Raw genomic sequence first — 24,657 nt, 5'->3', positions numbered from 1 at the left:
GAAGACGCGGTCCTTCATGTGCTTCTGCGGCACGGTCGACCAGCCCCAGGAGGCGATGCCCTTGGTCATCTTGGCGAAGCCGGCCGGCATGTGGATCAGCGGATGCCAGTCCTTGCCGCCGGCTTCCAGCAGCAGCACCGAATTCGAGGGATCCTCGCTGAGCCGGTTGGCGAGAACGCAGCCGGCGGGACCGGCGCCAACGATGATGTAATCGGTCATTGTCTCATCCGTTCAGAGCCGCGGTATGGAGAGCGCACCGTCGACATTGATGATCGAGCCGGTCGAAAAGCCGAACTTGCCGCTGGCAAGCGCGGCCACCACGGCGCCGATATCCGATGCCTCGCCCCAGCGTCTGGCTGGCACCAGACCGCCTTCGATCAGCGCCTCATATTTGGCGGCAACGCCTGATGTCATGTCGGTGCGGATGATGCCAGGCCGCACCTCGAACACGCTGATCCCTTCGGCAGCGAGTCGCAGCGCCAGGGTTTTCACCCACATCGACAGGCCGGCTTTCGAGACGCAGTAGTCGGCGCGTTCCGGCGAGGCCGCTTCGGCGCTGACGGAAGTGATTGTGACGATCGATTTCGGGTGCTCGCCGAGTGTGCCAAGCATGGCCTTGGCGACGGCCTGGCTGAGGAACACCGTACCGCGCAGATTGATGCCGAGGGCGCGATCGAAGTTCTCCGGTTTCAGGTCCAGCAGATCACCGCGCACGACGGCGCCGACGCCGGCGTTGTTGACCAGGCAATCGATGCGGCCGAAGGCGCTCTTCGCGGTTTTGATCAACGCCGCGTGGCCCGCGAGATCGGCGATATCACAGCTTGCGTAGGCGAACTTCGAACCGCGCGCGGTGATATTCTTGGCAAGGCCATCGGCAGGCTTGTCGGCCAAGTCGGCGACGAGGATGTCGAAGCCGGCATCGGCCAATGCCTCGGCGCAGGCCAGTCCGATGCCCCGCGCGCCGCCCGTGATGATGGCCGCCGGGCGGGTCATGCGGCAAGCTCCGTCTTGCGGATGTGCTCGGCCACGCGCAGCGCCTGCGCCGCGATCGACAGCGCCGGGTTGACCGCGGCCGAGGTCGGCAGGAAGCCGCCATCGACGACGAACAGGTTCTGGTGGTCGTAAGCGCGGCAGAAGGGGTCGAGCGGCGAGGTTGCTGGGTCGTTGCCCATCTTCACCGTGCCGCACTGGTGCGAGGGCGTGCGCTTGTCGAAGGGACGCGACAGCACGATCGGATAACCGCAGGCGCGGAAATTTTCGCGCATCACCTTGGTCAGGCCTTCCAGCGACTGCATGTTGGAGCGCCGCCACTGCATGACGATGTCCTTGCCGTCGACCATGATGCGGCTTTCGGGATCGGGCAGGTCCTCGCACATCAGGTACCAGTCGACGGCATGGCCGGCCATGAAGTCGAGCGCGAATTTCGGCACCGTCTTCACATTGGCCCTCAGCATGTTGCCGTCGATCTTGCCGAGCAGCTGCACGTTGCCGAGCGGTTTGCCACCCCTGCCGTCCGACAGGTAGTAGTCGTTGAGCATCAGAGTCTTCTGGTAGACGGCGTCATTACGGCGGCGCGGATCGATCGCCAGCATGGCGCTCGAATTGTGGTTCATGAAGTTGCGGCCGACCTGGTCGGAACTGTTGGCAAGGCCCTTGCCCTTCGCGGAGGGCGAGCGCAGCAGAATGACGGCGGAATTGACCGCTCCGGCCGAAAGAATGACCAGCTTCGGCGACAGCTTCTTTTGCGAGCCGCTCTGGGTGTAGTGGATGGTGGCGATCGACTTGCCGTCCGGCGCTGCCTCCAGATAGTCGACATGGGCGCCGGTCTCGAGACGGATGTTCTGGTCCGCAAGGGCCGCCGCCAGCGGTCCGGTCTGGGCATCGACCTTGCCCTGGCCGGTGTTGGGGAAGGCGTCCCACCCCGTCCTGCCGTCCTTCAGCCAGGCGTCGATGTCGACGCCGAGCGGCAGCGACGCCGGATGCAGGCCGAGTCCCTTCAACTCGGCACGGGCGCGCGCGATCGGCGCCTCGTCGGCGACCGGCTTGAAGGCATAGGGGATCGAATGGAACGGCTCGGTCGGGTCTTCACCCAGCGTCCCACGCACGCGAAAGAGCTGCTCGGCCTCCGAATACCACGGTTCGAACTCGTCATAGGAGAAGGGCCATGCCGGCGAGACGCCGCCGAAATGCTCCATGGCGGAAAAGTCCTCCTTGCGGTAGCGGATCAGCACCGCGCCATAGAATTTCGAATTGCCGCCAACATAGTAGTAGTTGCCTGGGTTGAAGGCGGCGCCGCCCGCTTCGCGCCACATCTCCTTCGGCCGGTAGTGGCCTTTGACGAAAATGGCGCGGGTGTCGCGCGTCTCGGGCGTCGCAGGCAGAGGTTCGCCGCGCTCCAGGATCAGGATCGAGGCGCCACTGCCAGCCAGACCGGAGGCGATCGTGGCGCCGCCGATGCCGGAGCCGATGATGACGATATCCGGGTTTGCCATGGCCTAAAGATCTTCGTTTGGATGCATGTCGTTGGCCCAAAACCGGAGCCACTTTTGGGCGACATGCATCAGAGAATGCGCTTCTCGGTCGCCGGGTCGAAGAACACAGCCTTGGTCAGGTTGAAGGCGAGCGGCGTCACGGTGCCAGGCTGGATCTTGGCATCGGCGCGCAACCGTGCCACCACCGCCTTGCCGCCGAGATTGGTGACGGCGAAGGTGTCGGAGCCGGCCGGCTCGATCACCTCGATATGGCAGTCCGCTGTGGCGATGTTGGAGGCATTGCGTTCGGCGCCTTCCGGATCGGTCAGCGACTCCGGGCGGACGCCGAAGATGACTGGCTTGCCCTGGAAGGCCGAAAGGCCCGTCGGCGCGTTGCCGAGCGGCAGCGAGATCGGCTCGCGCCCGTCGCGCTGCAGCACCACGGACAACCCACTGCCATTGCCGCCGATCGTCGCCGGCACCAGGTTCATCGCCGGCGAGCCCATGAAATCGGCGACGAAGATGTTGGTCGGGTTGTTGTAGATTTCGGCCGGCGTGCCGAACTGCTGCACCTCGCCGTCGCGCATCACGGCGATCTTGGTGGCCAGCGTCATCGCCTCGATCTGGTCATGGGTGACGTAGACGATCGTCGTCCCGGTGTTGGCGTGCAGGCGCTTGATCTCGATACGCATGTCGACGCGCAGCTTGGCGTCGAGGTTGGAGAGCGGCTCGTCGAACAGGAACAGTTTCGGGTCGCGCACCAGCGCCCGGCCCATGGCGACGCGCTGGCGCTGGCCGCCGGAGAGCTGGCTTGGCTTGCGCTGCAGGAGGTGGCCGATCTGCAGCACCTTGGCCACCTTGTCGATTGCCTTCTGGCGCTCTTCGGCCGGCACGCCGCGCATCTCCATGCCGAATGAGATGTTCCCGGCGACCGTCATGTTCGGATAGAGCGCGTAGCTCTGGAACACCATGGCGATGTCGCGCTTGGACGGATGGAGATCGTTGATAGCGCGTCCATCGACGCGGATCTCGCCCTCGGTGATGTTCTCCAGCCCGGCGATGGTGTTGAGCAGCGTGGACTTGCCGCAGCCGGACGGGCCGACCAGCACAAGGAAGCCGCCCTTCTCCAACTCGACATTGATGCCCTTCAGGATCTCGACATTCCCGAAGCGCTTCTTCAGCCCATCAATTTCAAGAAAAGCCATCAGATTATCCTTTGACCGCACCGGCCATCAGCCCGCGCACGAAATAGCGGCCGGCGACGACATAGACGAGAAGGGTGGGAAGGGCGGCGATCATCGCCGCCGCCATGTTGACGTTGTACTCGACCACGCCGGTCGAGGTGTTGACGACATTGTTCAGCGCCACCGTCATCGGCATGACGTCGCCGGTGCCGGCATAGGCGGAAGCGAACAGGAAGTCGTTCCAGATGTTGGTGAACTGGTAGATCACGGTGACGACGAAGATCGGCATCGAGTTCGGCAGCATGATGCGGCGGAAGATCTGGAAGAAGGAGGCGCCGTCGACCTGCGCCGCCTTGATCAGTTCGGTCGGAAAGGCCTCGTAGTAATTGCGGAAGAACAGCGTGGTGAAGCCGAGGCCGTAGACGACATGGACGAAGACCAGGTTCACCGTCGAATTGCCGAGGCCGAAATTGAACCCGGTCGCGTTCTGCAATGTGACGCCGAAGCGGCCGATGCTGCCGAGGATCGTCGCCATCGGCAGCAGCACCGACTGGAACGGGATGAAGCAGGCGAACAGCATCATCGCGAAGACCAGCGTGTGGCCGCGGAAGCGCCATTTGGTCAGCACGTAGCCGTTGAGGGCGCCGAGCAGCGTCGAGATCAGCACCGCCGGAACCACCATCTTGATGGAGTTCCAGAAGTAGCCCTTGATGCCGGTGCAGGTGAGACCGACGCAGGCCTCGCCCCAGGCTTTCCACCACGGGTCGAACGTCGGCGCTTGCGGCAGTGCCAGCATGTTGCCGTTCTGAATCTCGTCCATGGTCTTGAACGAGGTGACAAGCATGACGAAGAGCGGCATCAGGTAGAAGATCGCGAAGAGCGCGAGCAGCCCGTAGATGACGATGCGGTTGATCGTCCTGGCGCTGATGCCGCCGGTGGCCGGGCGGGTCGGTGAGGCAACGGCGCTCATCGCGGCTTCTCCCTGAGCTCGGAATAGAGATAAGGCACAATGATCGCGGTCAGCGTCATCAGCATGATCACGGCGCTCGCCGAGCCGACGGCCATCTCGTTGCGCTTGAAGGTGAACTCGTACATGAAGTTGGACGGCAGCCAGGCCGAACCGCCCGGTCCGCCGCTGGTCAGCGCCACCACCAGGTCATAGGACTTGATGGCGAGGTGGGCGAGCACGATGAAGGCCGACAGGAACACTGGCCGCAGCAGCGGAATGACGATGCGGCGGTAGAGCTGGAAGGTGGTGGCGCCGTCGATCTGCGCCGCCTTCATGATCTCACCGTCGATGCCGCGCAAGCCGGCCAGGAACATCGCCATGATGAAGCCGGAGGCCTGCCAGACTCCAGCGATGACCACGGTGTAGATGACGAAATCCTTGTTCTTGATCCAGTCGAAATGGAAGCTCGTCCAGCCCCACTGGTGCAGCGTCTGCTCGAGGCCGAGGCCGGGATCGAGGAACCATTTCCAGGCGACGCCGGTGACGATGAAGGAGAGCGCCATCGGGTAGAGGTAGATCGGCCTGAGCATGCCTTCGCCGCGGATCTTCTGGTCGAGCAGGATGGCCAGGAACAGGCCGAGCGCCAAGCAGATAAAGATATAGAGGAAGCCGAAAATGCCCATGTTGGTGATCGAGGTGTACCAGCTCGACGGCGGGTCGCTCTCGAAGGTCCAGCGCCACAGCCGCTGATAGGCGCGCGGCCCGGTAATGGCGTAGGACGGGAAGGTCTTGGAATTGGTAAAGGACAAATAGATCGTCCATAGGATGAAGCCATAGACGAAGACGATCGTCGCCGCGAAGCTCGGCGCCAGCACGATCTTCGGCAACAGATCCTGCAGCCGCGAGCGAACGGACGCTCCTGGGCGGGCGTCGTGCTCCGGTGTCAGCTTCGCGGTGGTTTCGGCTACTGTGCTCATCGGCTCATCCAGTACCGGTTCGTCGGGGGCCGACCGGCGCAAAGCGCCAGCCCGGGCAATCCGGGACCTTGCCTCGTTAGAAACCTCCCCGCCAGGGCGGGGAGGTCGTTTCAAGCATCGCTTACTTGGCGTCGTCGATCGCCTTGACCAGCTCGGTCACGGCCTCGTCCGAGGTCTTGATCTGGCCATGAACGAACTTCGAGACGACGTCCTTGTAGGCGTTGGCAACGGCCGGAGGCGCGCCATAGCCCTGGGCCAGCGAACCGAACAGCGTGCCGCCTTCGTTGGCCGCCTTCAGGTCGGCGATACCCTTCTTGCCGCAAGCGTCGAAGTCGGTGTCAGGCACGTCGGTGCGGGCCGGAACCGAACCCTTGACGACGTTGAAGGCCGACTGGAAGCTCTTCGACAGCGTGGCGGTGGCAAGCGCTGCCTGGGCGGCCTTGCGGTCGTCCGGAACGTTGAACATGCCGAACATGTCGGAGTTGTAGATCACCGAGCCGTCGGTGCCCGGGAAGCGATAGCAGAGGAAGTCGGTGCCCGGGGTCTTCTTGGCGGCGTGGAACTCGCCCTTGGCCCAGTCGCCCATGACCTGAACCAGCGCGTCACCCTTGATGACCATGGCGGTGGCGAGGTTCCAGTCGCGGCCCGAGAAGTTCGGGTCGACATAGGTGACCAGCTTGGCGAGGTTGTCGAACGACTTCTTCATCGTGTCGGACTTCAGCGATTCCTCGTCGAGGTCGTTGAAGGCCTTCTTGTAGAATTCCGGCCCGCCGGTCGACAGCACGACGGAGTCGAACATTGTGGCTTCCTGCCAGTTCTGGCCGCCGAGCGCGAGCGGGATGACGCCCGCCGCCTTGGCCTTGTCGAGCAAGGCGACGAAGTCGTCGAAGGTCTTCGGCTCGGCGCCGCCGATCTTGTCCATCACCGCCTTGTTGATCCACAGCCAGTTGACCGAGTGGACGTTGACCGGAGCCGCGACCCACTTGCCGTCGTAGACCGAGAATTTCTGCAGGGCTGCCGGAACCGACTTGTCCCAGCCTTCCTTCTTGGCGGTCTCGGTCAGATCGCCCATGACGCCGGCAGCGGCATAGTCGAGCACGGTATAGCCGAGCATCTGCGAGGCGGTCGGATAGTTGCCGGCCGCGACCATGGCTTTCAGCGCCGTCATGGCGGCGTCGCCGCCGCCGCCGGCCACCGGCACGTCCTTCCAGGCATAGCCTTCCTTGGACAAATCCTCCTTGAGGACGTTCAGAGCAGCCGCTTCGCCGCCCGACGTCCACCAATGCAGCATCTGCACTTCCTTGACGTCGGCGGCATGCGCCGAAAACGCAAAGGTCGACGCAAGAGCCGTTCCGATAAGCAGTTTGCGCAACATGTGGTTCCTCCCTTGTTGCAATGCACACAACCGACGGACGTCCGCCGGGGTCTTCCCAACTCAGCCGACCCACCAACCGGTGCGCTGGCCGCGATGAAACTGGATTGTCTTTTCCTCTGTATAGTCCTCGACAGCGCGCTTGCCGAGTTCACGTCCGAGACCGGACTGTTTGTAGCCCCCGAACGGCAGCTCGGGGTAACCTTCCATGAACGTGTTCACCCAAACAGTCCCCGAACGCACATTACGCGCCACCGACATGCAGGTGTCGATGCTGGCGCTCCACACACCCGCCGACAAACCATAGGGCGTGTTGTTGGCGATGTGCAACGCCCTTTCAATCGAGTCAAAGGTTAGCGCGGAGAGCACGGGCCCGAACACTTCCTCGCGTGCGATCGCCATGTCCTCGGTCACGCCGCGAATGATGGTCGGATCGAGATATTGGCCGGCATTTGAGGCGAGCTGGCTGCCGCCCGCATAAACAGAGCCGCCGTCTCCGGCCGCCGCCGTTACATAGCCGGCTACCTTGGTTAGATGGTCGGTGGAAATCATTGCGCCGACCTTGGTGCGGTCGTCGAGCGGATCGCCAACCGTCACCCTGGCGGTCAACGCCTTGACGGTCGCGAGGAAGTCGTCGGCGATCGCCTCATGTACGATCAGCCGGCTGCCGGCGTTGCAGCATTCGCCGGCGTTGAAGAAGCCGCCGAACACCGCGGCATCCGCCGCCGCTTCCAGATCGGCGTCGGGGAAGACGATCTGGCCGTTCTTGCCACCGAGCTCCATCGACACCTTCTTCAGGGAGTTCGAGGCGGCAGCCATCGTCATCTTGCCGACGCGGGTGGAGCCGGTGAAAGACACCATCTCGACCAGCGGATGGTTGACCATCGGCGCGCCGACATCGCCGCCCAAGCCGGCGAGGATGTTGACTACGCCGGCGGGGAGGCCTGCTTCAAGCAGGATGTCGCCGAGCACGAAGGTCGAGGCCGAGGTCATCTCGCTTGGCTTCACCACCGCCGTGCAGCCGGCGGCGAGCGCGAAGGGGAGCTTCTGGCTGATGATCAGGAAGGGGAAATTCCACGGCGTGATGATCGAGACGACGCCGATCGGCTCACGCAGCACAACGCCCAGCATGGCGTCGCCGAGATTGGCGTAGCTCTCGCCGTGCAGCGTGCGGGCGAGCGAGGCGGCATAACGCCAGATGTCGACGGCGCCGCCGATCTCGCCGCGCGCCTGGGCGATCGGCTTGCCGGATTCCAGCGCGTCGAGCCTGGCGATCTCTTCCAGCCGGACCTCGATCAGGTCGACCGCCTTGAGCAGGATGGCGGCGCGCTCGGATGCCTTCATGCGCGGCCAGGGGCCGGCCTCGAAGGCCCTATGCGCGGCAGCCACCGCGGTCTCGACTTCCGCTTCGCCGGCCTGAGCATAGCGCGAGACGGCAAAGCCGTGGCCGGGGCTTCTGCGCTCCAGCACGCGGCCGTCGCGGGCCTCGACATGCTTGCCGTCGATCAGCAGCTTGTAGGTCTTCGGCGCCGCGGACGCCTCGGCCGGCATGGAAATCTTGAGGGGTGCGTTCATCGGATTCCTCTAGGACCTCGAAAAGGCCGGCTTCTGCTTGGCCTTGAATGCGCCGACGCCGGCCTTGAGGTCGCCGGTCAGCGCAATGAAGGCGCTGGCCAGCGCTTCCGTGGCTGCAGCGCTGTCCTCGCCCTCGGCGACCGCGATCATCAGCTTTGCGGCCTCGGTCGCCAGCGGCCCGCGCTCGGCGATTTTTTCTGCCCAGGCCTTGGCCTCGGCGAGCGCCTTGCCGGTCTCGACGACGCGGTCGACAACGCCCAGCGCAAGCGCTTCGCTCGCCAGCAGGACTTCGCCTCCGATGGCCATGCGCCGCACCGTCTGCACGCCGAAGCGGCGCACGGCGCGCTGCGTGCCAGACCAGCCGGGAACGACGCCGATCGAGGTTTCGGGAAAGCCCAGCTTCACCTGGGTTTCGGCGACGCGGAAATCGCAGGCCACCGCCAGCTCCAGGCCGCCGCCTAGCGCATGGCCGGACAGCACGGCGATGGTCGGCTGCCTGAGCCGCGCCAGCCGATCGAAGACACGGTGGCCATAGCGGACCCATTGCACCTGGAAATCGGCGGCGCTCAATTGTGCCCAGGCCTCGACGTCGCCGCCGGCGCAAAAGCCCTTGCCTTCGCCACGGACGAGCACGACACGCACGCCCTCAGCCAGCTCCGCCTCGTCGAGCGCCGCTTCGAGCGCGCGCAGCATCGGAATGTCCAGCGCGTTGAACTTTTCCGGCCGGCGCAGCGTGACGAAGCCGATGGCGCCGTCCTGTTCGAAGCTGACGAGACGTTCAGCCATGCGCGCCTCCGAGCGAAGCGCCGCCATTCAGCGATAGGCCGATCGGCCGATCCTGGTAGAGCGACGCCGGCGTCACCTTGAGGTCATTGGCAATACCGAGCGGAATATCGGCCTGTGCCAGCACATCGCGTTCCAGGTCGATGCCGGGCGCCAGCTCGGTCACCATCAACCCGTCGGGCGTCAGCTTCATCACGCAGCGCTCGGTGACATAGGTGATGTCCTGCCCTTGCGCGACCGCGCGCTTGCCGGAGAAGGAGATGTGCTCGACCTCTTCGACGACCTTCTTGACCTTGCCTTCCTGGTCGATGCGGATGCCGCTGTCGGCCAGCGACAGCCTGGCGCCGGCGTTGAAGAAGCCGGAGAAGACGATCTTCTTCGCCCGCGAGGTGATGTCGACGAAGCCGCCGGCGCCGGCGGTGACATGCGGCCGCGCCGAAAGTTTCGAGACATTGACCGAGCCATGGCGGTCGATCTGCAGGAAGGACAAGAGCGAGGCGTCGAAGCCGCCGGCCTGGAAGTAGATGAACTGGTGCGGCGAGGGCATGATCGCCTCGGCATTGGAGGCGCAGCCGAACTTGAAGTCGAGCAGCGGCACGCCGCCTACGGCGCCCTGCTCGATCACCCAGGTGACCTTGCCGTGCTGGCCTTCCTCCAGAAGGATGCGCGGCACGTTGGCGGAGATGCCGAAGCCGATGTTGACGGCCATGCCGTCGCGCAACTCCATGGCGACGCGGCGCGCGATCACCTTCTGGACGTTCATCTCCGCGTTGCGGAAGGTCGACAGTGGCCGGAAGATCTCGCCGGAGATCGCCGGATCGTAAGGGGTCAGCGTCGTCTGCAGCTGATCGGGCGCGACAACGATGTGGTCGACGAGCACCCCAGGCACACGAACGTCGTGCGGCTTCAGCGTGCCGTTCTCGACGACGCGCTTGACCTGCGCGATGACGACACCGCCATTGTTGCGGGCGGCGAGAGCCTGCTCCAGCCCGCCGAGATAGGCGCCTTCGTGCTCATAGGTGAGGTTGCCGCGCTCGTCGGCGGTGGTGGCGCGGATGATCGAGACGTTGGGAACGATGGCGCGGAAATAGAGCCATTCCTCGCCATCGAACTGCTGCACCGATACGATCGGCTCGCTGGCCGCCGCGTTCATGGCGCAGCCTTGGTGGCGGGGGTCGGCGAAGGTGTCGAGACCGACCTTGGTCAGCACCCCCGGCCGCTTGGCGGCGGCCTCGCGGTGCATGTCGAACAGGATGCCGGACGGCACATTGTAGGCCTCGACCGAATTGTCGCCGATCATCTTCCAGATCTGCGGCGGCTCGGCGGATGACGGGCCGGAAGGGTAGGAGCCGCAAAGCGTGCGCTTCAACAGGCCGGGTTTCGCCAGATGATCGATGCCCTTGATGCCGTACATGTCGCCGGCGGCGATGGGGTGCAACGTGGTGATGGCCTTCGGGTGGCCTTCGGCGTCGAAGCGCTCGCCGATCGCGGCAAGCACTGCGTCCGGGCAGCCGAGGCCGCTCGACGACGACACCGATACGACCATACGGTCCTTGATCAGGCTTGCAGCCTGCGCCGCGGAAATGACCTTGCTCACGCCGCGCTCCCGAGTTTCGGATCGATGGTGACGGCCTTGCCCGATTTGGCCGATTGCAGCGCGGCTTCAGCCGCGGCCAGCGACCAAACACCGTCCTCGCCGGTGGCGGAAGGCCGGCCTTCGTCGCGGATCGCGGCATGGAACTGGCGCAGCGAGCGCGTGTAGAGGTCCTCGCGGTCGAAGCTCAGCTCTTCCTCGCCGGCGCCCGTGCGCAAGAGCACCGAGCCGACCGGCTTCTGGGTCATGACATTGTTGGCGAACAGCGAACCTTCGGAGCCGTGCACCTCGAAGCCAGTGCCGGCGAATTTCGTCGTGAAGCCCTCATGCGACTGGGCAATGACACCTGATTTGAAGCGCCAGATGCACATGGCGCCGTCCTCCAGCCCGCTGCCGGCCATGCCTGCGGCTTGCGTGAAAGCGGAAATCTCGATCGGATCGTCGCCGAGCACGAAGCGCAGCGTGTCGGCATCGTGAACGGTGATGTCGAGCACCACGCCGCCGCCAGCTTCGGGCTTGCTGATGCGCCAGCCCTGCAGGTTTTCCGGCAGGTAGACGGAATGGAAGACGCGCGCGGCGATTGGCTTGCCGATCCTGCCGGCGGCGATCGCCTCGCGCATGGCGCGATGCGCGCCCGCATTGCGCAGATGATGGTTGGTGCCGAGCACGACGCCGGCAGCGTTGGCGGCCGCGACCATCGTCCTCGCATCGGCGCTGGTCAGCGCCAGCGGCTTTTCGCACAGCACATGCTTGCCCGCCTCGATCGTGGCAAGCGCTTGTTCGAGATGCAGCTCGTTGGTGGTCGAGATGTAGACGGCGTCGACGCCGGCGCCGAGCAGATCGGCGAGTGTCGAGACGCCGCGCGGAATGCCGTTCTCGCCGGCATAGGCGTTGGCGCGCTCGGGGCTGGAGCTCATCACCGCAACCACCTCGCCCTCGCGTTGCGCGCGGATGGCGTTGATCATGAACTGTTTGGCGATCGTGCTGGCGCCGATCAGTCCCCATCGGACGGTCATGCCGCGTCTCCCATTCCCGAGCGATCCGGCCCGCAGCTTTCCCTGACCACCAGGTTGACCGCGCCGATGTGGTCCTCGGCGCGGGTGGTGCGCGACTGGATCATCTTCAGCATGGCATGGGCGGCGCGCTCGCCGAGACCGGCCGCATCGACCGCGACGCTGGTCAGCGCGGGCATGTAGTGTTCGGCCTCGGTCACGTCGTCGAAGCCGACGACGGCAAAATCCGCGCCGGGCTCCAGTCCGTGCTTGCGCAGCGCCAGCATGGCGCCGAAGGCGACCGCGTCGTTGAAGCAAAGTGCGGCCGTCGGCGGTTCGGCCATGGCGATAGCGGTATCCAGGCAGGCGATGCCGCCCTTGCGGCTGGTCTCGCCTTCGAAGACCAAGATGTCGCCAGCGGCAACGCCAAGCGTCGCGCAGGCCTCGCGGAAACCGCCCAGCCGCTCGTGATAGACCACGAGGTCGGAAGAACCGCCGAAGAAGGCCAGCCGGCGATGGCCTTTGCCGATCAGGTGGGCGGTGGCGAGAAAGGCGCCGCGATGATTGTCGGGCGCGATCACCGGGATGCGGCTCTCGGGCAAACGGCGCATGGCAAAGACAACCGGAACGCCGGCTGTCTCGATGCGGCGGAAGGCGCCCGGCGTGGTGCCGCGCGCCGGCGACACGATCAGCCCGGCGACGCCCTGCTCCATCAGCGATTTCAGCACTTCTTCCTGGCGCACCGGGTTCTCGGCCGTATTGGCGATGAAGGGCACGATGCCGGCCGACTGGAAGACGCGCTCCATGCCCACCGCCAGTTCGGTGAAGAAGGGATTGGTGAGATCGTTGATGACCATGCCGATGACGTTGGAGTGAGCCTTGCGCAGATTGGCGGCGCCGCGGTTGTAAACATAGCCGACATCCTCGATCGCCTTGCGCACCTTGACCGCTGTCTCGGGCCGGATCAGCCCGCTGCCCTGCAGTACGAGCGATACCGTCGACTTGGACACGCCCGCTTCACGGGCGATGTCGAGTATCGTCGCCTTGGCCCGGCTGGCCATCCAGATCGCTCCTCCCAACTGGTCAAATCTATTGGAACGTTCTAATCATGAGGCGAGAGGAGAGTCAATCCGGATTTCTGAAAAACGAAAAAATCGACAATTCGACCGTGTCAACACCTTATGCGACAAGGGAAATCGTGTTGCGATGCAGCATTTCGGCGTGCCAGAGCAAAAATCATAAAGCTTCTTGATTTATTGGAACGTTCCATCTATAGGCGCTGCCAAAGGGAGAGTTTCATGGACATCACCTTGCCCGAGGAGGGTGGCCGCCGCGCCAGCTACCGGCTTGTCGGTCGGCCCGCGCAGCCGGTTGCCGGGGCGCGGTTTTCGCGCGTCGCCTATGCCGCCGCCCATGTCGTCGCCGACCCCCTCGCCATGACCGACCCGTGGTCGCTGCCCGTCGTCGACTGGGACAGGACGATGGCGTTCCGCCATCACCTGTGGCGGCTCGGCTTCCGCATCGCCGAGGCGATGGACACCTCCCAGCGCGGCATGGGTTTCGACTGGGCAAACGCAAAGGAATTGATCCGCCGCTCGATTGCAGAGGCGCGGACCGTCGAAGGGGCCGATCTCGCTTCGGGGGCCGGCACCGATCATCTGGCCCCTTCCGCGGCGAGCACGCTCGACGATGTGATTGCCGCCTATGAGGAGCAGTTCGGCTTCATCGAGGGGCAGGGCGGCAAGGCGATCATGATGGCGAGCCGCGCGCTGGCGGCGGTCGCCAGGGGCCCGGACGACTATTCCAGCATCTACGACCGGATCCTCTCGCAGGCGTCAGGCAAAGTGATCCTGCACTGGCTGGGCGACATGTTCGATCCGGCCCTGAAGGGATACTGGGGCAGTGGCGATTTCGAGACGGCGCTCGATACGGTCGTGGCCATCATCGAGCGGCATGCCGGCAAGGTCGAAGGCATAAAAATATCGCTGCTCGATGCCAGCAAGGAGGTGGCGCTGCGGGATCGGTTGCCGGAAGGCGTCGTCATGTTCACCGGCGACGACTTCAACTACCCCGAGTTGATCGCCGGCGACGGCAGGAGGCACTCGCATGCGCTGCTCGGCATTTTCGACGCCATCGCGCCGGTCGCCAACGCGGCGCTGGCCAGGCTCACCGATGGCGACCGCGCCGGCTATGACGCACTGATGGCGCCGACGGTGCCGCTGTCGCGCAAGATCTTCGAGGCGCCGACCGAATATTACAAGGCCGGCATCGTCTTCATGGCATGGCTGAATGGCCATCAGGAGCATTTCGCGATGGTCGGCGGCATGCAGTCGGCGCGCGGCATCCTGCATTATGCCGATGTGTTCCGGCTGGCCGACCAGGCGGGATTGCTGGCCGATCCCGAGCTTGCGGTGGCCCGAATGAAGAGCCTCTGCGCCGTCGCAGGCGTTTGACCTCGACCACCGATCGGTTCCGTTCGAAGACCATAAATTTGCCTTGGCCGGGCAAATCTGTTTTCCCTGTTTCTCCCGAGGGGCGGGCGAAGACGGACAATGACGGGCAAAGTGGCGCTCATCACCGGCGTGACCGGGCAGGACGGAGCCTATCTGGCGCAATTGCTGCTTGAGAAGGGTTATGTCGTCCACGGCGTCAAACGCCGCTCGTCCTCATCAAACACCGGGCGTATCGAAGACCTCTATGTCGATCCGCATGAGCGCGACGCACGCCTCTTCCTGCACTATGGCGATCTGACCGACGCGGCCAACCTGATCCGCCTCGTGCAGGAGACGCGACCCGCCGAAATCTACAATCTCGGCGCCCAGAGCCATGTCCAGGTGAGTTTCGAGAACCCGGAATATACGGGCAATGCCAATGCGCTGGGGACGCTGCGGCTGCTGGAGGCGATCCGTATCCTCGGCCTCGAAAGGTCGGTGCGCTTCTATCAGGCGTCGACCTCGGAACTCTACGGCAAGGCGTCGGTGGCGCCGCAGAACGAGACGACGCCCTTCCGTCCGCGCTCGCCCTATGCGGCGGCCAAGCTCTACGCCTACTGGACGACGGTCAACTACCGCGAGGCCTATGGCATGTTCGCGGCCAACGGCATCCTGTTTAACCACGAGAGTCCATGCCGTGGCGAGACCTTCGTCACCCGCAAGATCACGCGCGCGGTGGCCGCGATCCATCACGGGCGGCAAGATGTGCTCTATCTCGGCAATATCGACGCCAGACGCGACTGGGGCCATGCGCGCGACTATGTCGAGGGCATGTGGCGCATCCTCCAGCACGACGAGGCCGACGATTTCGTGCTGGCGACGGGCGAGACGCATTCGGTGCGCGAATTCGTCGAACTGGCCTTCGCCGAGACGGGGCGCACCGTGCTCTGGCAAGGCCATGACGCAGACGAAGTGGGTATCGACGCCGTTTCGGGCGCGGTCCTGGTGCGCATCGACCCACGCTATTTCCGGCCAACCGAGGTCGACCTCCTGGTCGGCGACGCGTCCAAGGCGAGAGCCGTGCTGGGCTGGTCGCACAGGACCGGCTTCAGGGATCTGGTGGCGGAAATGGTGCAGGCCGACCTCGCGGATTTTGACGATGCAGCCATGGCAGGGCGGACGTTCCGCCCGGGGGTGGGCCGATGACTTTCGATTTGAAGGGCAAACGGGTCTTCGTTGCCGGGCACCGCGGCATGGTCGGCTCGGCTGTCGCGCGCCGACTGGCAGGCGAGGATTGCGAAATCCTGACGGTCGCGCGCAGCGAGCTCGACCTTCTCGACCAGGCCGGCGTGCGGCGCTGGATGGCCGAGCACAGGCCGGACGCAGTGGTAATGGCGGCCGCAAAGGTCGGCGGCATCCTGGCCAACGACACGCTTCCGGTCGACTTTCTCCACGAGAACCTGGTGGTGCAGACCAATGTCATGGAGAGCGCCTTCCGCTGCGAGGTGCGGAAGCTCCTGTTCCTCGGCTCGTCCTGCATTTATCCGAAGCTCGCGCCGCAGCCGATCCCCGAAGACGCGCTGTTGACCGGTCCGCTCGAGCCCACCAATGAATGGTACGCGGTCGCCAAGATCGCCGGGCTGAAACTCTGCCAGGCCTACCGGCGTCAGTATGGCGTGGACTACATCTCCGCCATGCCGACCAACCTCTATGGTCCGGGCGACAATTTCGACCTCACCAGCAGCCATGTCGTGCCGGCCCTCATGCGCAAGGCGCATGAGGTCAAGCGTGCCGGCGGGAAGCAGCTGGAGGTCTGGGGATCGGGCAGGCCAATGCGCGAGTTCCTGCATGTCGACGACGCCGCCGATGCGCTTGTCTGGCTGCTGAAGAACTATTCCGGCGACGGCCACGTCAATGTCGGCTCGGGAGAAGACATCAGCATTGGCAAGCTTGCCCGCACGATCCTGTCCGTGGTCGGCGTCGAAGCCACGGTAACCTTCGACGCGACAAAGCCGGACGGCACGCCGCGCAAGCTGCTGGACGTGTCGCGCCTGTTTGCAACGGGCTGGCGGCCGCGCTGCTCGCTGCGCGATGGATTGGAACAGACTTATGGGTGGTTTCTGCGGCATGTCGAGACAGGCGACGTTCGCCTCGGCGCGGGCTGAGCCGCAATCGACGCTGATTGCCGCAGCATGAGGGGATGGGCTGGGCAGCCACCTTCTGGCAATGGCCAACGCAAAGTCGGTCGTGGACGCGTTCGGCTACAGGCGCAATCGTGTCGTCGATGGAAGAGCGGTTCCACGCCACACGCGCCACTCGCTCACCAGCGGCAACGGCGCCTTGTTCGCCGGCGCATGGCGAAAGGCTTCGCAGAAATTTTCCGATTCGTTTGAACCAATCCTTGGAGGGACGCGACCCAGCGCTGCGTAACAAACGCGGTCCACAAGGAGAACGTCCATGCCTATTCTTTCGAGAAACGTCTTGCTTGCCATCGCCGCCGCTTCAGTGGTGGCGGGCTGTAAGACGACCACCCCCCGGGATTGCGATAACCTCAAGCCGAACGTCACCTATCACGGCAAATGCTGCGGCATTGGCGATGCGCCGTGCCGCGAAGGCAAGAACGGCAACCACGACAGGCCCAACAGACCCGACCCTCGGCCGCAATGAGTGTAGGAGAGTAAGCCAGTGAGAGAGCAGGGCAATAGGGAATGATTAGCAGCGGCAAGATCCTGCTGCCGTATTGCCCTACTCTCTTGTTCCCGTGGGGATTTGTTAGGATGGTGGGCGTGACAAGGATTGAACTTGTGACCCCTGCAATGTCAATGCAGTGCTCTCCCGCTGAGCTACACGCCCATCCGATGCCGCGCATACACCATTTTTGATCCGGCGCGTCAATAGGTGGAAAAACGAAAGAAGGGCTCGTTTTGTCGCGCCCGAAGGCGCGCCGGGATCAAGCTGGAACGCCTCACGCCGCCTGCAGCATCTTCTCGACCTCGTTGACGAGGTCACGCAGGTGGAACGGCTTCGACAGTACCTTGGCGTCCTTCGGCGCCTTGGAATCAGGGTTGAGCGCTACTGCGGCGAAACCGGTGATGAACATGACCTTGAGGTCGGGATCGATCTCGGTGGCGCGGCGTGCAAGCTCGATGCCGTCCATCTCCGGCATGACGATATCGGTCAAAAGCAGCGAGAACGGTTCCTCGCGCAGCCGCTCATAGGCGCTGGCGCCATTGTCGAAATCGCTCACCTGATAGCCGGCGCGCTCCAATGCCTTGACGAGGAACCGGCGCATATCATCATCGTCTTCCGCCAGCAGAATGCGTGCCATCATGTCCCGTCCGAATCACCCGCCCGATGTTGATGCCGGGCAAGCCCGTTAACCATCCTGTATATGAGGAGGTGTCGGTAAACATCAAGTGAACGTTGGGCGCATAAGCCCGACTTTGACAACGGGACAGAGCGCTGAAATGCTGGACATGCGGCCGGGGAGATGGCAGTTTTAGACCATGATGCAGTGCTGTTTCCTGGTTCGTTCACATTGAAGACGGCAGCCGAGGATTTTTCGGTCGTTCCACCCTTCGATATCCGATCGGGCGCCGAGCAGCGCGTTCCCTTCCTCTTCAATTCGCCGCATAGCGGCCGCTACTATCCCGAGCGCTTTTTGGCCATGGCCAAGCTCGACAGCAACGCCATCCGCCGGTCGGAGGATTGCTATGTCGACGAGTTGTTCGGCGGCGCCGTGGTGCTCGGCGCGCCCATGCTGGCGGCGAATTTCCCGCGCGCCTATCTCGACGTCAATCGGGAGCCCTGGGAGCTCGACCCGCGCATGTTCGCCGAGCCGGTGCCGTCCTTCTGCAACATCCGCTCCGCGCGGGTGGCGGGCGGGCTCGGCACCGTGCCGAAGCTGGTGGGGGAGGGGCTCGACATCTACTCCGGCCGCTTGCCACTGGCCGAGGCGGTGGCGCGCATCGAGACCGTCTACAAGCCCTATCACGAGACGCTGAAACGGCTGTTGACAAGAACCCATGCCAGGTTCGGCTATGCGGTGCTGATCGACTGCCATTCGATGCCGGCCAGCATAAGGGTCGGCGACAATGGCGTGCGGCCGGATTTCATCATTGGCGACCGTTTCGGGATTTCCGCAACGGCGGCGCTGACCGAGACGGCGATCGCCCTGCTCACCGGCATGGGCTACACGGTGGCCCACAACAAGCCCTATGCCGGGGGCTTCATCACCGAGCATTACGGCCGTCCGGCGCGCCATCTGCATGCGCTGCAGATCGAGGTCAATCGCGGGCTCTACATGAACGAGCGGACGTTCCAGAAATCGCCCGGCTTCGACGCGCTTGCCGACGACCTCACGCGCTTCTCGGCCGATCTGATGGCGATGCCGGACCATCATTTCGTCGATCTGCCGCTGGCCGCCGAGTAACGCCGGCACACCCGATCAGCGCCGCGAGCCGCGTGAAAAAAAGACCGCATCGTTTTCACGACACGGTCGAAGTCTAGGGAGGAAACGCCCAAGGAGGGCATGGACAGGAAAACCTATCCGAGAACAAATCTATTGTGCGATGCACAAATGTCAATCGACTTCAGGCTTTTTTAATTCACTCTGATTGGGAAATTGCGTTTCGGTGGCGTTTGCGTGACATTCAGGCAACAGTTGCCGCGGTGCTAAATGATCCATGCCCCTTGTTCAGGCAGGAAATCATCGGCAAAGCACGGCATGCCGCAACGCGGGAGAATCAGTTGGACATCAGCATCGACTTCATGCGGCGCATCGCGCATGCCGCCGCCGCCGAGACCTTGCCGCGCTTCCGCAGCCAGGGCGCGGTCGTCAACAAGGAGGCGGGTAGCTTCGATCCGGTCACCGAGGCCGACCGCGAGGCCGAGCGGGTGATCCGGGCGCTGATATCGACGGAGTATCCCGAGCACGGCATTCTCGGCGAGGAGCACGGCAGCTCGAACATCTCCAGCCGGCATGTCTGGGTGATCGATCCGATCGACGGCACGCGCGCCTTCATCTCCGGCCTGCCGGTCTGGGGAACGCTGGTCGGATTGACGGTCGACGGCGAGGCCGTCGCCGGGCTGATGTCGCAGCCTTTCACCGGTGAGCTGTTCTATGCCAACGCATCCGGGTCCCACTATGAAGGTCCTGGCGGGCCGCGCAAGCTTGCGACGCGCAAGACCACCGACCTCGCCAGGGCGACGCTGTTCACCACCACGCCGGCGCTGTTTAAGGGCGAGGCGCGCTCGCGCTACGATCAGTTCGAAAAGCAGGTCCAGCTCGCCCGCTACGGCACCGATTGCTATGCCTTCGCCATGGTCGCGGCGGGAAGCGTCGACATCGTCGCCGATCCCGGGCTGAAACCCTACGATATCGTGGCGCTGATCCCGATCATCGAGAAGGCGGGCGGCGTCGTCACCACGTTCGAGGGCGGTCCGGCGGAGAAGGGCGGGGATATCCTGGCGGCGGCGACGCCTGAGCTGCACGCGGCGGCGATGGCTGCTCTGCGCGGCTGAGCCCCGCGATCGGTCCCTGGGGCGCGGCCAAGGATGCCGATCCTGGCAGCAGGCTGTCAGCCCGGTGGCCGTGCACCGGTCAGGGCGCGTCGCCGGTTCCGGGAATGAAGGCGTCGAAGGCGGCGAGGAGTTGCTCGCGATAGAGGTCTTTCTCCTGCAGGATCTCATGGTGGGCGCCGTCGATCATCAGCAGTGAGCCAAGGCGCAGGCGCCTGGCGTAGGCTTCCACCGCCTTGGTCGAGACGACCTGGTCGGCACCGGCGGCGATCACCAGCATCGGAACCTGGATCGCGCTCATGAAGTCCGGATCGCTGATCGTCTCGGACGCCTCGGCCGCAGCCTTCAGCCAGCGGATCGTCGGTCCGCCAAGCGCCAGCTGCGGCCAGGCTTCGTAGATGCCGGTGTTGCGCCGGTAACGCACGGGATCCGACGTCACCTTGTTGAGCTCAAACGGCGTCGTCTCCTTCGGCCGCGGTCCGATGGCGGCATAGAGCCGGCCAAGGCCGATCGCGCAGAACGCCGCGCAGACGCGGCGGACCGTGCTTATCGAGACAGGCAAATCGGGCAAGGTCAGGAAAGGCGCAATCAGCACCATGCGCCGCACCCGGTTGACCATCGACGGCGAAGCGAGCAGCGCGACCACCGCTCCGGCCGAATGGGCGAGGATGTAGTATGGTCCGCGACAGTCGGGCAGCACCACCTCCTCGAAGAACTGCTCGAGATCGCTGGCGTAGTCGCGGAAGCTGCGGACATAACCACGCTGCGGGTCGCCGGTCAGCCGGTCGGAAGCACCCTGGCCGCGCCAGTCGAGCGTTGCGACGCTGAAGCCGCGGCCGCAAAGATCGCGGATGGTCTCGAAATATTTCTCGGCGCACTCGTTGCGGCCGGTGAGCAGGACCACGGTGCCCTTGAGAGGGCGGGTGGTGGCGGCAAAGACGCCGTAGCGGATCTTCTTGCGGTCACGCGTGGTGAAGAAGCCGCCGGCGGCATTTTCCGGCGGCGGATTGTCCGGCGTCTGATAAAAAAGGTCCGTCATTCGGCGTTTCGTTCTTTGCTCTGCCGCCGCGGCTGGCGAGGTGTCGCACGGTGATAGACGGCCATGCGCCAAAAGCAAAGGCGTCGCGGAGATGGTGGAAGGCCAACCAACGAGGCCGGAAGCAGCCTTTGGCTGCTTCCGGCCCTTGTCGATCCGGGAGGAAGGGACGTTAACACCCGGCTCGGCCTCGTCGCGGCGTCTGTTGGGCGCGCCGCCTGGTCCTTGATCCTGGCAGCATCCTAACGCCGCCTGGCTGAACGCCGGCCGAAGCCGCGGTTCATCTGACGTTCATCGAGGCTCGAATGTTCCGTCGGCGAAAATCTTGAAATGCCCTTTTGCGCTTCCCAAATGTCTGGAGCGGTCGCCAATGTCGGGACCGCTGGTCCATCCGAAACGCCGTTCCGGGTTTCGCAGCGGCCAAACGCAAACTCTGTTGCTCAATAGGAGAACACCCTATGCGTCACGTTGATTTTTCCCCGCTCTATCGTTCGACCGTCGGTTTCGACCGTCTCTTCACCATGCTCGACTCGCTCGGCCAGCCCGACGGCGCGCAGACCTATCCGCCCTACAATATCGAGCGCACAGGCGAGAACGCCTATCGCATCTCGATGGCGGTTGCCGGCTTCTCGGAAGACGAGATCTCAATCGAGGCCCACCGCAACGTGCTGACCGTCAAGGGTGAGCGCAAGGAAGAGGGCAACGGCGAAGGCTCCGAGCTGCTCTATCGCGGCATTGCCTCGAGGGCTTTCGAGCGCCGCTTCCAGCTCGCCGACCATGTCGAGGTCGAGGGCGCCACGCTGAAGAACGGCCTGCTCTTCGTCGACCTCAAGCGCAACATTCCCGAGGAGCTGAAGCCGCGCAAGATCGCGATCACCCAGTCCTCGGACAAGGCCAGGCAGATCGAGGCCAAAGCGGCCGCGTAATCCGCGAGCACCATCCGTAAGACCAGTCTCCTCCCGAGACGAAAGCGGCGCCGAGAGGCGCCGCTTTTTGTTTGCGCGGATTTCTGTGCCATCCGCAACAAAGGCTTCTGGCCCTTTTGAAGCAGGCGCCGGCCCAGCATGAAGGGCGATGTCCGATTTTTCCCTGGCGCTGACGGCAACCATCGCCATCACCTTCCTGCTGGCCGGCGTCGTCAAGGGCGTGACCGGCATGGGCTTGCCGACGCTGGCGATGGGACTTCTGGGCACCGCTATGCCGCCTGTCACCGCGGCCTCGCTGCTGATCGTGCCGTCCTTCGTCACCAATGTCTGGCAGCTGTTCGCCGGCCCGAGCTTCGCGTCGATCCTGCGTCGGCTGTGGCTGATGATGGCCGGCATCATGGTCGGCACGATTGCCGGCGCGCGGTTGCTCGCCAGCGACAACGTCAAATGGACGACCGCCGGCCTCGGCGCCGCCCTTGTCCTCTACGCCACCTACACACTCCTGGCGCGGCGGCCCGGCATTCCGGCCAGGGCCGAGCGCTGGCTGTCGCCCATCATCGGCGTCCTCACCGGCCTCGTCACCGGCGGCACCGGCGTCTTCGTGGTGCCGGCCGTGCCCTACATCCAGGCGCTGGGGCTCGGCAGGGACGACCTGATCCAGGCGCTCGGCCTTTCCTTCACCGTGTCCACCATCGCGCTGGCGCTTGGCCTCGCCTCGCACGGAGCGTTCGAGGTCGAGCATCTCGCGATGTCGTCACTGGCGGTGCTGCCGGCCCTGCTCGGCATGTGGCTCGGCCAGCTGCTCAGGCAGCGCATCAGCCCGGCGACCTTCCGGCGCTGGTTTCTGATCTTCCTGATCGTGCTTGGCCTGGAACTGCTGGCGCGGCCGTTCCTGGGCTAGCCCTTAGCCCTTTGCCGCCAGCGCAGCCTCGACATTTTGTCGGTGAACGGCTTCGTATGGCGCGAAATACTCGACGGCCGTCGAGGCAAACATATCCGCGCCGAAGGTTCTCAGATCCTGCTTGGCCAGGTCAGGCTCTTGCCGGCAGGCAAGCAGTTTTCGAACATAGGCCTGGGTCGCGGCGATAAGGCTTCTGTCATAGCCACCTGCTGCAATTGTTTCGCAGGAACCGTGGTTGGGCAGGATGCGATCGAACCGCCAGCCGGCCATGCGCTCCAGGTCGATCAGATGTTCGGCAAGACGCTCCGGTTCGGAGACATAGGTGATCGAGTCCTCCAGCGTGTCGCCCGCCAGCAACAGGCCGGCATCGGGCATCAGCAGGACCGTGCCGTCATGGCTGTGGATTTCGACCTGGCGGAGTTCGACGGGGATCGCTCCGACGGTCAGATGGAGGTTGTTGTCGAATATCCTGTTGGGGAGCACGAGCGGCCTGATCGGCGGATTGCCGCCTTCGATCTCGGCCCGGCCACGTTCAAGGGCCGAGGCTGTGAGGCGGTTGGCGATGATCTCGCAATCATGGAACATCTCGTTCCCGGCAATATGATCGTCATGCCAGTGGCTGAGCACGACGCGGATCGAGGTCACGCCCATCTCTTCGAGCGTCCGCCGGACAAGGCGGGCGTGGGGCAGGGATATATGCGTGTCATAGACAAGCGCTTGCGATCCATCGACGATCGCATAAGTGCAAATGCCCAGCGAATAGGCGCCGTCGTCGAGCCAGTTCGGCTCCTCCGACCAGATGCGAACGCCATCGAGGCGGCCATCGTAGAAGCGGACAACGTTTGGCGCCGGACGAACCAGCCGCATGGTCGAGCCGAGAGAGGGCCTGGTCATCTGGTTCCTCCCGATGTCGCGAGCTCAAGCGAGCAACTGGCCGAGACGCTCGATCTCCTGCTTCGTCGTCGCGAAGCTGGCGACGAAGCGGTAGATCGCCTCGTTGTCGCCGAGATGGCCGTCAAAGCCCAGCGGCACGCCCCATTCATAGAATTTGGCGCCGGCGGCTTGCATCTTCTCGGCAGCGGCACGGTCGAGGATCGCGAACACCTCGTTTGCCTGTGGTAGCCAGGCCAGCCTGCCGGTCGGCGCATCCTCGATCGTCTCGGCCAGACGCGCGGCCATCGCATTGGCGTGGCCTGCCATTCTCAGCCAAAGGTCATCGGTGAAATAGGCTTCGAACTGAGCCGAGATGAAGCGCGCCTTGGAGAATGTCTGCCCGGCGCGTTGGCGAAGCAGGCGCAGGTCCTTGCCGACCTCCTGATTGAAGATCACGACAGCGTCGGCCATCCAGCAGCCGTTCTTGGTGGCGCCGAAGGAGATGATGTCGACGCCGCTCTTCCAGGTCATCTCGGCCGGCGTGACGCCGGTCGCGGCGATGGCGTTGGCGAAACGGGCACCGTCCATGTGGAGCGGCAGGCCGTGGCGACGGCTGACCTCGGCGATCGCCTTGACGTCGTCGACGGTGTAGACCGTGCCGACTTCGGTCGCCTGGGTGATGGTCACGGCCATCGGCTGGCCGCCGGGCGCGAGGTCCCGCGAATAGCGCTGGATGGCCTTGTCCAGCGGCTGCGGGTTGATGCGACCCAGAGGCCCGGGCACCGGCATCACGCGCGCGCCGCCAGTGTAGAAACCCATCGCGCCGAACTCATCGACATTGATATGCGCTTCGGAATGGCAAAGCGCGATGCCGCCGATACGGTTCAACGCTGCCATCGACAATGCGTTCGCCGCTGTGCCGGTCGCGACGAAGAACACCTGGACGTCGCTTTCGAAGATCTCGCTGAAACGGCGATAGACGGCGCGGTCGAGGTCGCCGTCGCCATAGGCGGTGGCGATGCCCGCCGCGTGCCGGGATAGGTTGGCCGAGATGTCGGGATGGACGCCCGCC

Annotated in this window: 24 protein-coding genes and 1 tRNA gene; 8 read left to right on the top strand and 17 right to left on the bottom strand. The window is 64.3% G+C overall.

What is annotated here, in order from left to right:
• The 12 genes from EOA33_RS03600 to EOA33_RS03545 all read right to left on the bottom strand — a co-directional run.
• Window positions 1–219 (bottom strand): lycopene cyclase family protein (locus EOA33_RS03600; RefSeq protein ID WP_148670639.1); only part of this gene is annotated, 219 nt, incomplete at its 3' end.
• 12 nt (window positions 220–231) lie between these two features.
• A complete protein-coding gene (locus EOA33_RS03595) occupies window positions 232–993 on the bottom strand; it encodes a 3-ketoacyl-ACP reductase (RefSeq protein ID WP_127404962.1) in 762 nt (253 codons plus the stop codon).
• Window positions 990–2,492 (bottom strand): GMC family oxidoreductase, encoded by a 1,503-nt coding sequence (locus EOA33_RS03590; RefSeq protein WP_127404961.1) that lies wholly within the window; start codon window positions 2,490–2,492, stop codon window positions 990–992. The genes EOA33_RS03595 and EOA33_RS03590 overlap by 4 nt, the downstream gene beginning before the upstream one ends.
• A 68-nt stretch (window positions 2,493–2,560) precedes the next feature.
• On the bottom strand, window positions 2,561–3,676 hold the full coding sequence (locus EOA33_RS03585; protein WP_127404960.1) for an ABC transporter ATP-binding protein: 1,116 nt from the start codon (window positions 3,674–3,676) through the stop codon (window positions 2,561–2,563).
• Between the two features lie 4 nt (window positions 3,677–3,680).
• Entirely contained in the window at window positions 3,681–4,625 is a 945-nt protein-coding gene (locus EOA33_RS03580) for a carbohydrate ABC transporter permease (RefSeq protein ID WP_127404959.1), read from the bottom strand.
• Window positions 4,622–5,581, bottom strand: a complete 960-nt coding sequence (locus EOA33_RS03575) for a sugar ABC transporter permease (protein WP_127404958.1) — start codon at window positions 5,579–5,581, stop codon at window positions 4,622–4,624. The genes EOA33_RS03580 and EOA33_RS03575 overlap by 4 nt, the downstream gene beginning before the upstream one ends.
• A 121-nt stretch (window positions 5,582–5,702) precedes the next feature.
• Entirely contained in the window at window positions 5,703–6,956 is a 1,254-nt protein-coding gene (locus tag EOA33_RS03570) for an ABC transporter substrate-binding protein (protein WP_126058402.1), read from the bottom strand.
• A gap of 60 nt (window positions 6,957–7,016) precedes the next feature.
• On the bottom strand, window positions 7,017–8,528 hold the full coding sequence (locus tag EOA33_RS03565; RefSeq protein WP_127404957.1) for an aldehyde dehydrogenase family protein: 1,512 nt from the start codon (window positions 8,526–8,528) through the stop codon (window positions 7,017–7,019).
• 9 nt (window positions 8,529–8,537) lie between these two features.
• Complete coding sequence (locus tag EOA33_RS03560) at window positions 8,538–9,314, bottom strand: enoyl-CoA hydratase/isomerase family protein (RefSeq protein WP_127404956.1); 777 nt, start codon at window positions 9,312–9,314, stop codon at window positions 8,538–8,540.
• A complete protein-coding gene (locus tag EOA33_RS03555) occupies window positions 9,307–10,908 on the bottom strand; it encodes an acyl CoA:acetate/3-ketoacid CoA transferase (protein WP_127404955.1) in 1,602 nt (533 codons plus the stop codon). Before EOA33_RS03555 ends, EOA33_RS03560 begins: the two co-directional genes overlap by 8 nt.
• Window positions 10,905–11,921 carry a Gfo/Idh/MocA family oxidoreductase gene (locus EOA33_RS03550; protein WP_127404954.1) on the bottom strand — a complete coding sequence of 339 codons (1,017 nt, stop codon included), beginning with the start codon at window positions 11,919–11,921 and terminating at the stop codon, window positions 10,905–10,907. The genes EOA33_RS03555 and EOA33_RS03550 overlap by 4 nt, the downstream gene beginning before the upstream one ends.
• Window positions 11,918–12,958, bottom strand: coding sequence for a LacI family DNA-binding transcriptional regulator (locus EOA33_RS03545; protein ID WP_127404953.1), 1,041 nt, complete (start codon window positions 12,956–12,958; stop codon window positions 11,918–11,920). Before EOA33_RS03545 ends, EOA33_RS03550 begins: the two co-directional genes overlap by 4 nt.
• A 237-nt stretch (window positions 12,959–13,195) precedes the next feature.
• On the opposite strand from EOA33_RS03545, the gene EOA33_RS03540 reads away from it, so the two are divergent.
• From EOA33_RS03540 to EOA33_RS03525, 4 genes are all read left to right on the top strand, one after another.
• Window positions 13,196–14,350 (top strand): dihydrodipicolinate synthase family protein, encoded by a 1,155-nt coding sequence (locus tag EOA33_RS03540; RefSeq protein ID WP_126058408.1) that lies wholly within the window; start codon window positions 13,196–13,198, stop codon window positions 14,348–14,350.
• 99 nt (window positions 14,351–14,449) lie between these two features.
• The gene (gene gmd / locus EOA33_RS03535) at window positions 14,450–15,535 is read left to right on the top strand and encodes a GDP-mannose 4,6-dehydratase (RefSeq protein WP_126058409.1); all 1,086 of its coding nucleotides are present in this window, start codon (window positions 14,450–14,452) and stop codon (window positions 15,533–15,535) included.
• Window positions 15,532–16,494 carry a GDP-L-fucose synthase gene (locus EOA33_RS03530; protein ID WP_126058410.1) on the top strand — a complete coding sequence of 321 codons (963 nt, stop codon included), beginning with the start codon at window positions 15,532–15,534 and terminating at the stop codon, window positions 16,492–16,494. The genes gmd and EOA33_RS03530 overlap by 4 nt, the downstream gene beginning before the upstream one ends.
• A 292-nt stretch (window positions 16,495–16,786) precedes the next feature.
• Entirely contained in the window at window positions 16,787–16,996 is a 210-nt protein-coding gene (locus EOA33_RS03525) for a hypothetical protein (RefSeq protein WP_127404952.1), read from the top strand.
• A 111-nt stretch (window positions 16,997–17,107) separates the two neighbouring features.
• On the opposite strand, the gene EOA33_RS03520 is transcribed toward EOA33_RS03525, so the two are convergent.
• Window positions 17,108–17,182, bottom strand: a tRNA-Val gene (locus tag EOA33_RS03520).
• Between the two features lie 112 nt (window positions 17,183–17,294).
• Entirely contained in the window at window positions 17,295–17,657 is a 363-nt protein-coding gene (locus EOA33_RS03515) for a response regulator (RefSeq protein WP_006199474.1), read from the bottom strand.
• 162 nt (window positions 17,658–17,819) lie between these two features.
• On the opposite strand from EOA33_RS03515, the gene EOA33_RS03510 reads away from it, so the two are divergent.
• Window positions 17,820–18,761, top strand: coding sequence for an N-formylglutamate amidohydrolase (locus EOA33_RS03510; protein ID WP_127404951.1), 942 nt, complete (start codon window positions 17,820–17,822; stop codon window positions 18,759–18,761).
• 317 nt (window positions 18,762–19,078) lie between these two features.
• Entirely contained in the window at window positions 19,079–19,852 is a 774-nt protein-coding gene (gene hisN, locus EOA33_RS03505; RefSeq protein ID WP_126058412.1) for a histidinol-phosphatase, read from the top strand.
• A 79-nt stretch (window positions 19,853–19,931) separates the two neighbouring features.
• Here the strand turns inward: hisN and EOA33_RS03500 are convergent, their stop codons facing one another.
• Entirely contained in the window at window positions 19,932–20,888 is a 957-nt protein-coding gene (locus EOA33_RS03500) for an alpha/beta hydrolase (RefSeq protein WP_126058413.1), read from the bottom strand.
• 455 nt (window positions 20,889–21,343) lie between these two features.
• On the opposite strand from EOA33_RS03500, the gene EOA33_RS03495 reads away from it, so the two are divergent.
• Window positions 21,344–21,811 (top strand): Hsp20 family protein, encoded by a 468-nt coding sequence (locus EOA33_RS03495; RefSeq protein ID WP_126058414.1) that lies wholly within the window; start codon window positions 21,344–21,346, stop codon window positions 21,809–21,811.
• A 148-nt stretch (window positions 21,812–21,959) separates the two neighbouring features.
• Complete coding sequence (locus EOA33_RS03490; protein ID WP_127404950.1) at window positions 21,960–22,712, top strand: sulfite exporter TauE/SafE family protein; 753 nt, start codon at window positions 21,960–21,962, stop codon at window positions 22,710–22,712.
• A gap of 3 nt (window positions 22,713–22,715) precedes the next feature.
• Here the strand turns inward: EOA33_RS03490 and EOA33_RS03485 are convergent, their stop codons facing one another.
• Entirely contained in the window at window positions 22,716–23,606 is an 891-nt protein-coding gene (locus tag EOA33_RS03485) for an MBL fold metallo-hydrolase (RefSeq protein WP_127404949.1), read from the bottom strand.
• A 24-nt stretch (window positions 23,607–23,630) separates the two neighbouring features.
• On the bottom strand, window positions 23,631–24,657 hold a 1,027-nt coding region (locus EOA33_RS03480; protein WP_145989058.1), incomplete at its 5' end, for a low specificity L-threonine aldolase.

Source organism: Mesorhizobium sp. M4A.F.Ca.ET.050.02.1.1 (assembly GCF_003997725.1).
In the GTDB taxonomy this organism is placed as follows: Bacteria; Pseudomonadota; Alphaproteobacteria; order Rhizobiales; family Rhizobiaceae; genus Mesorhizobium.
The sequence above is the reverse complement of the archived record's forward strand: the minus strand, read 5'-3'. Positions and strand labels throughout refer to the sequence as shown.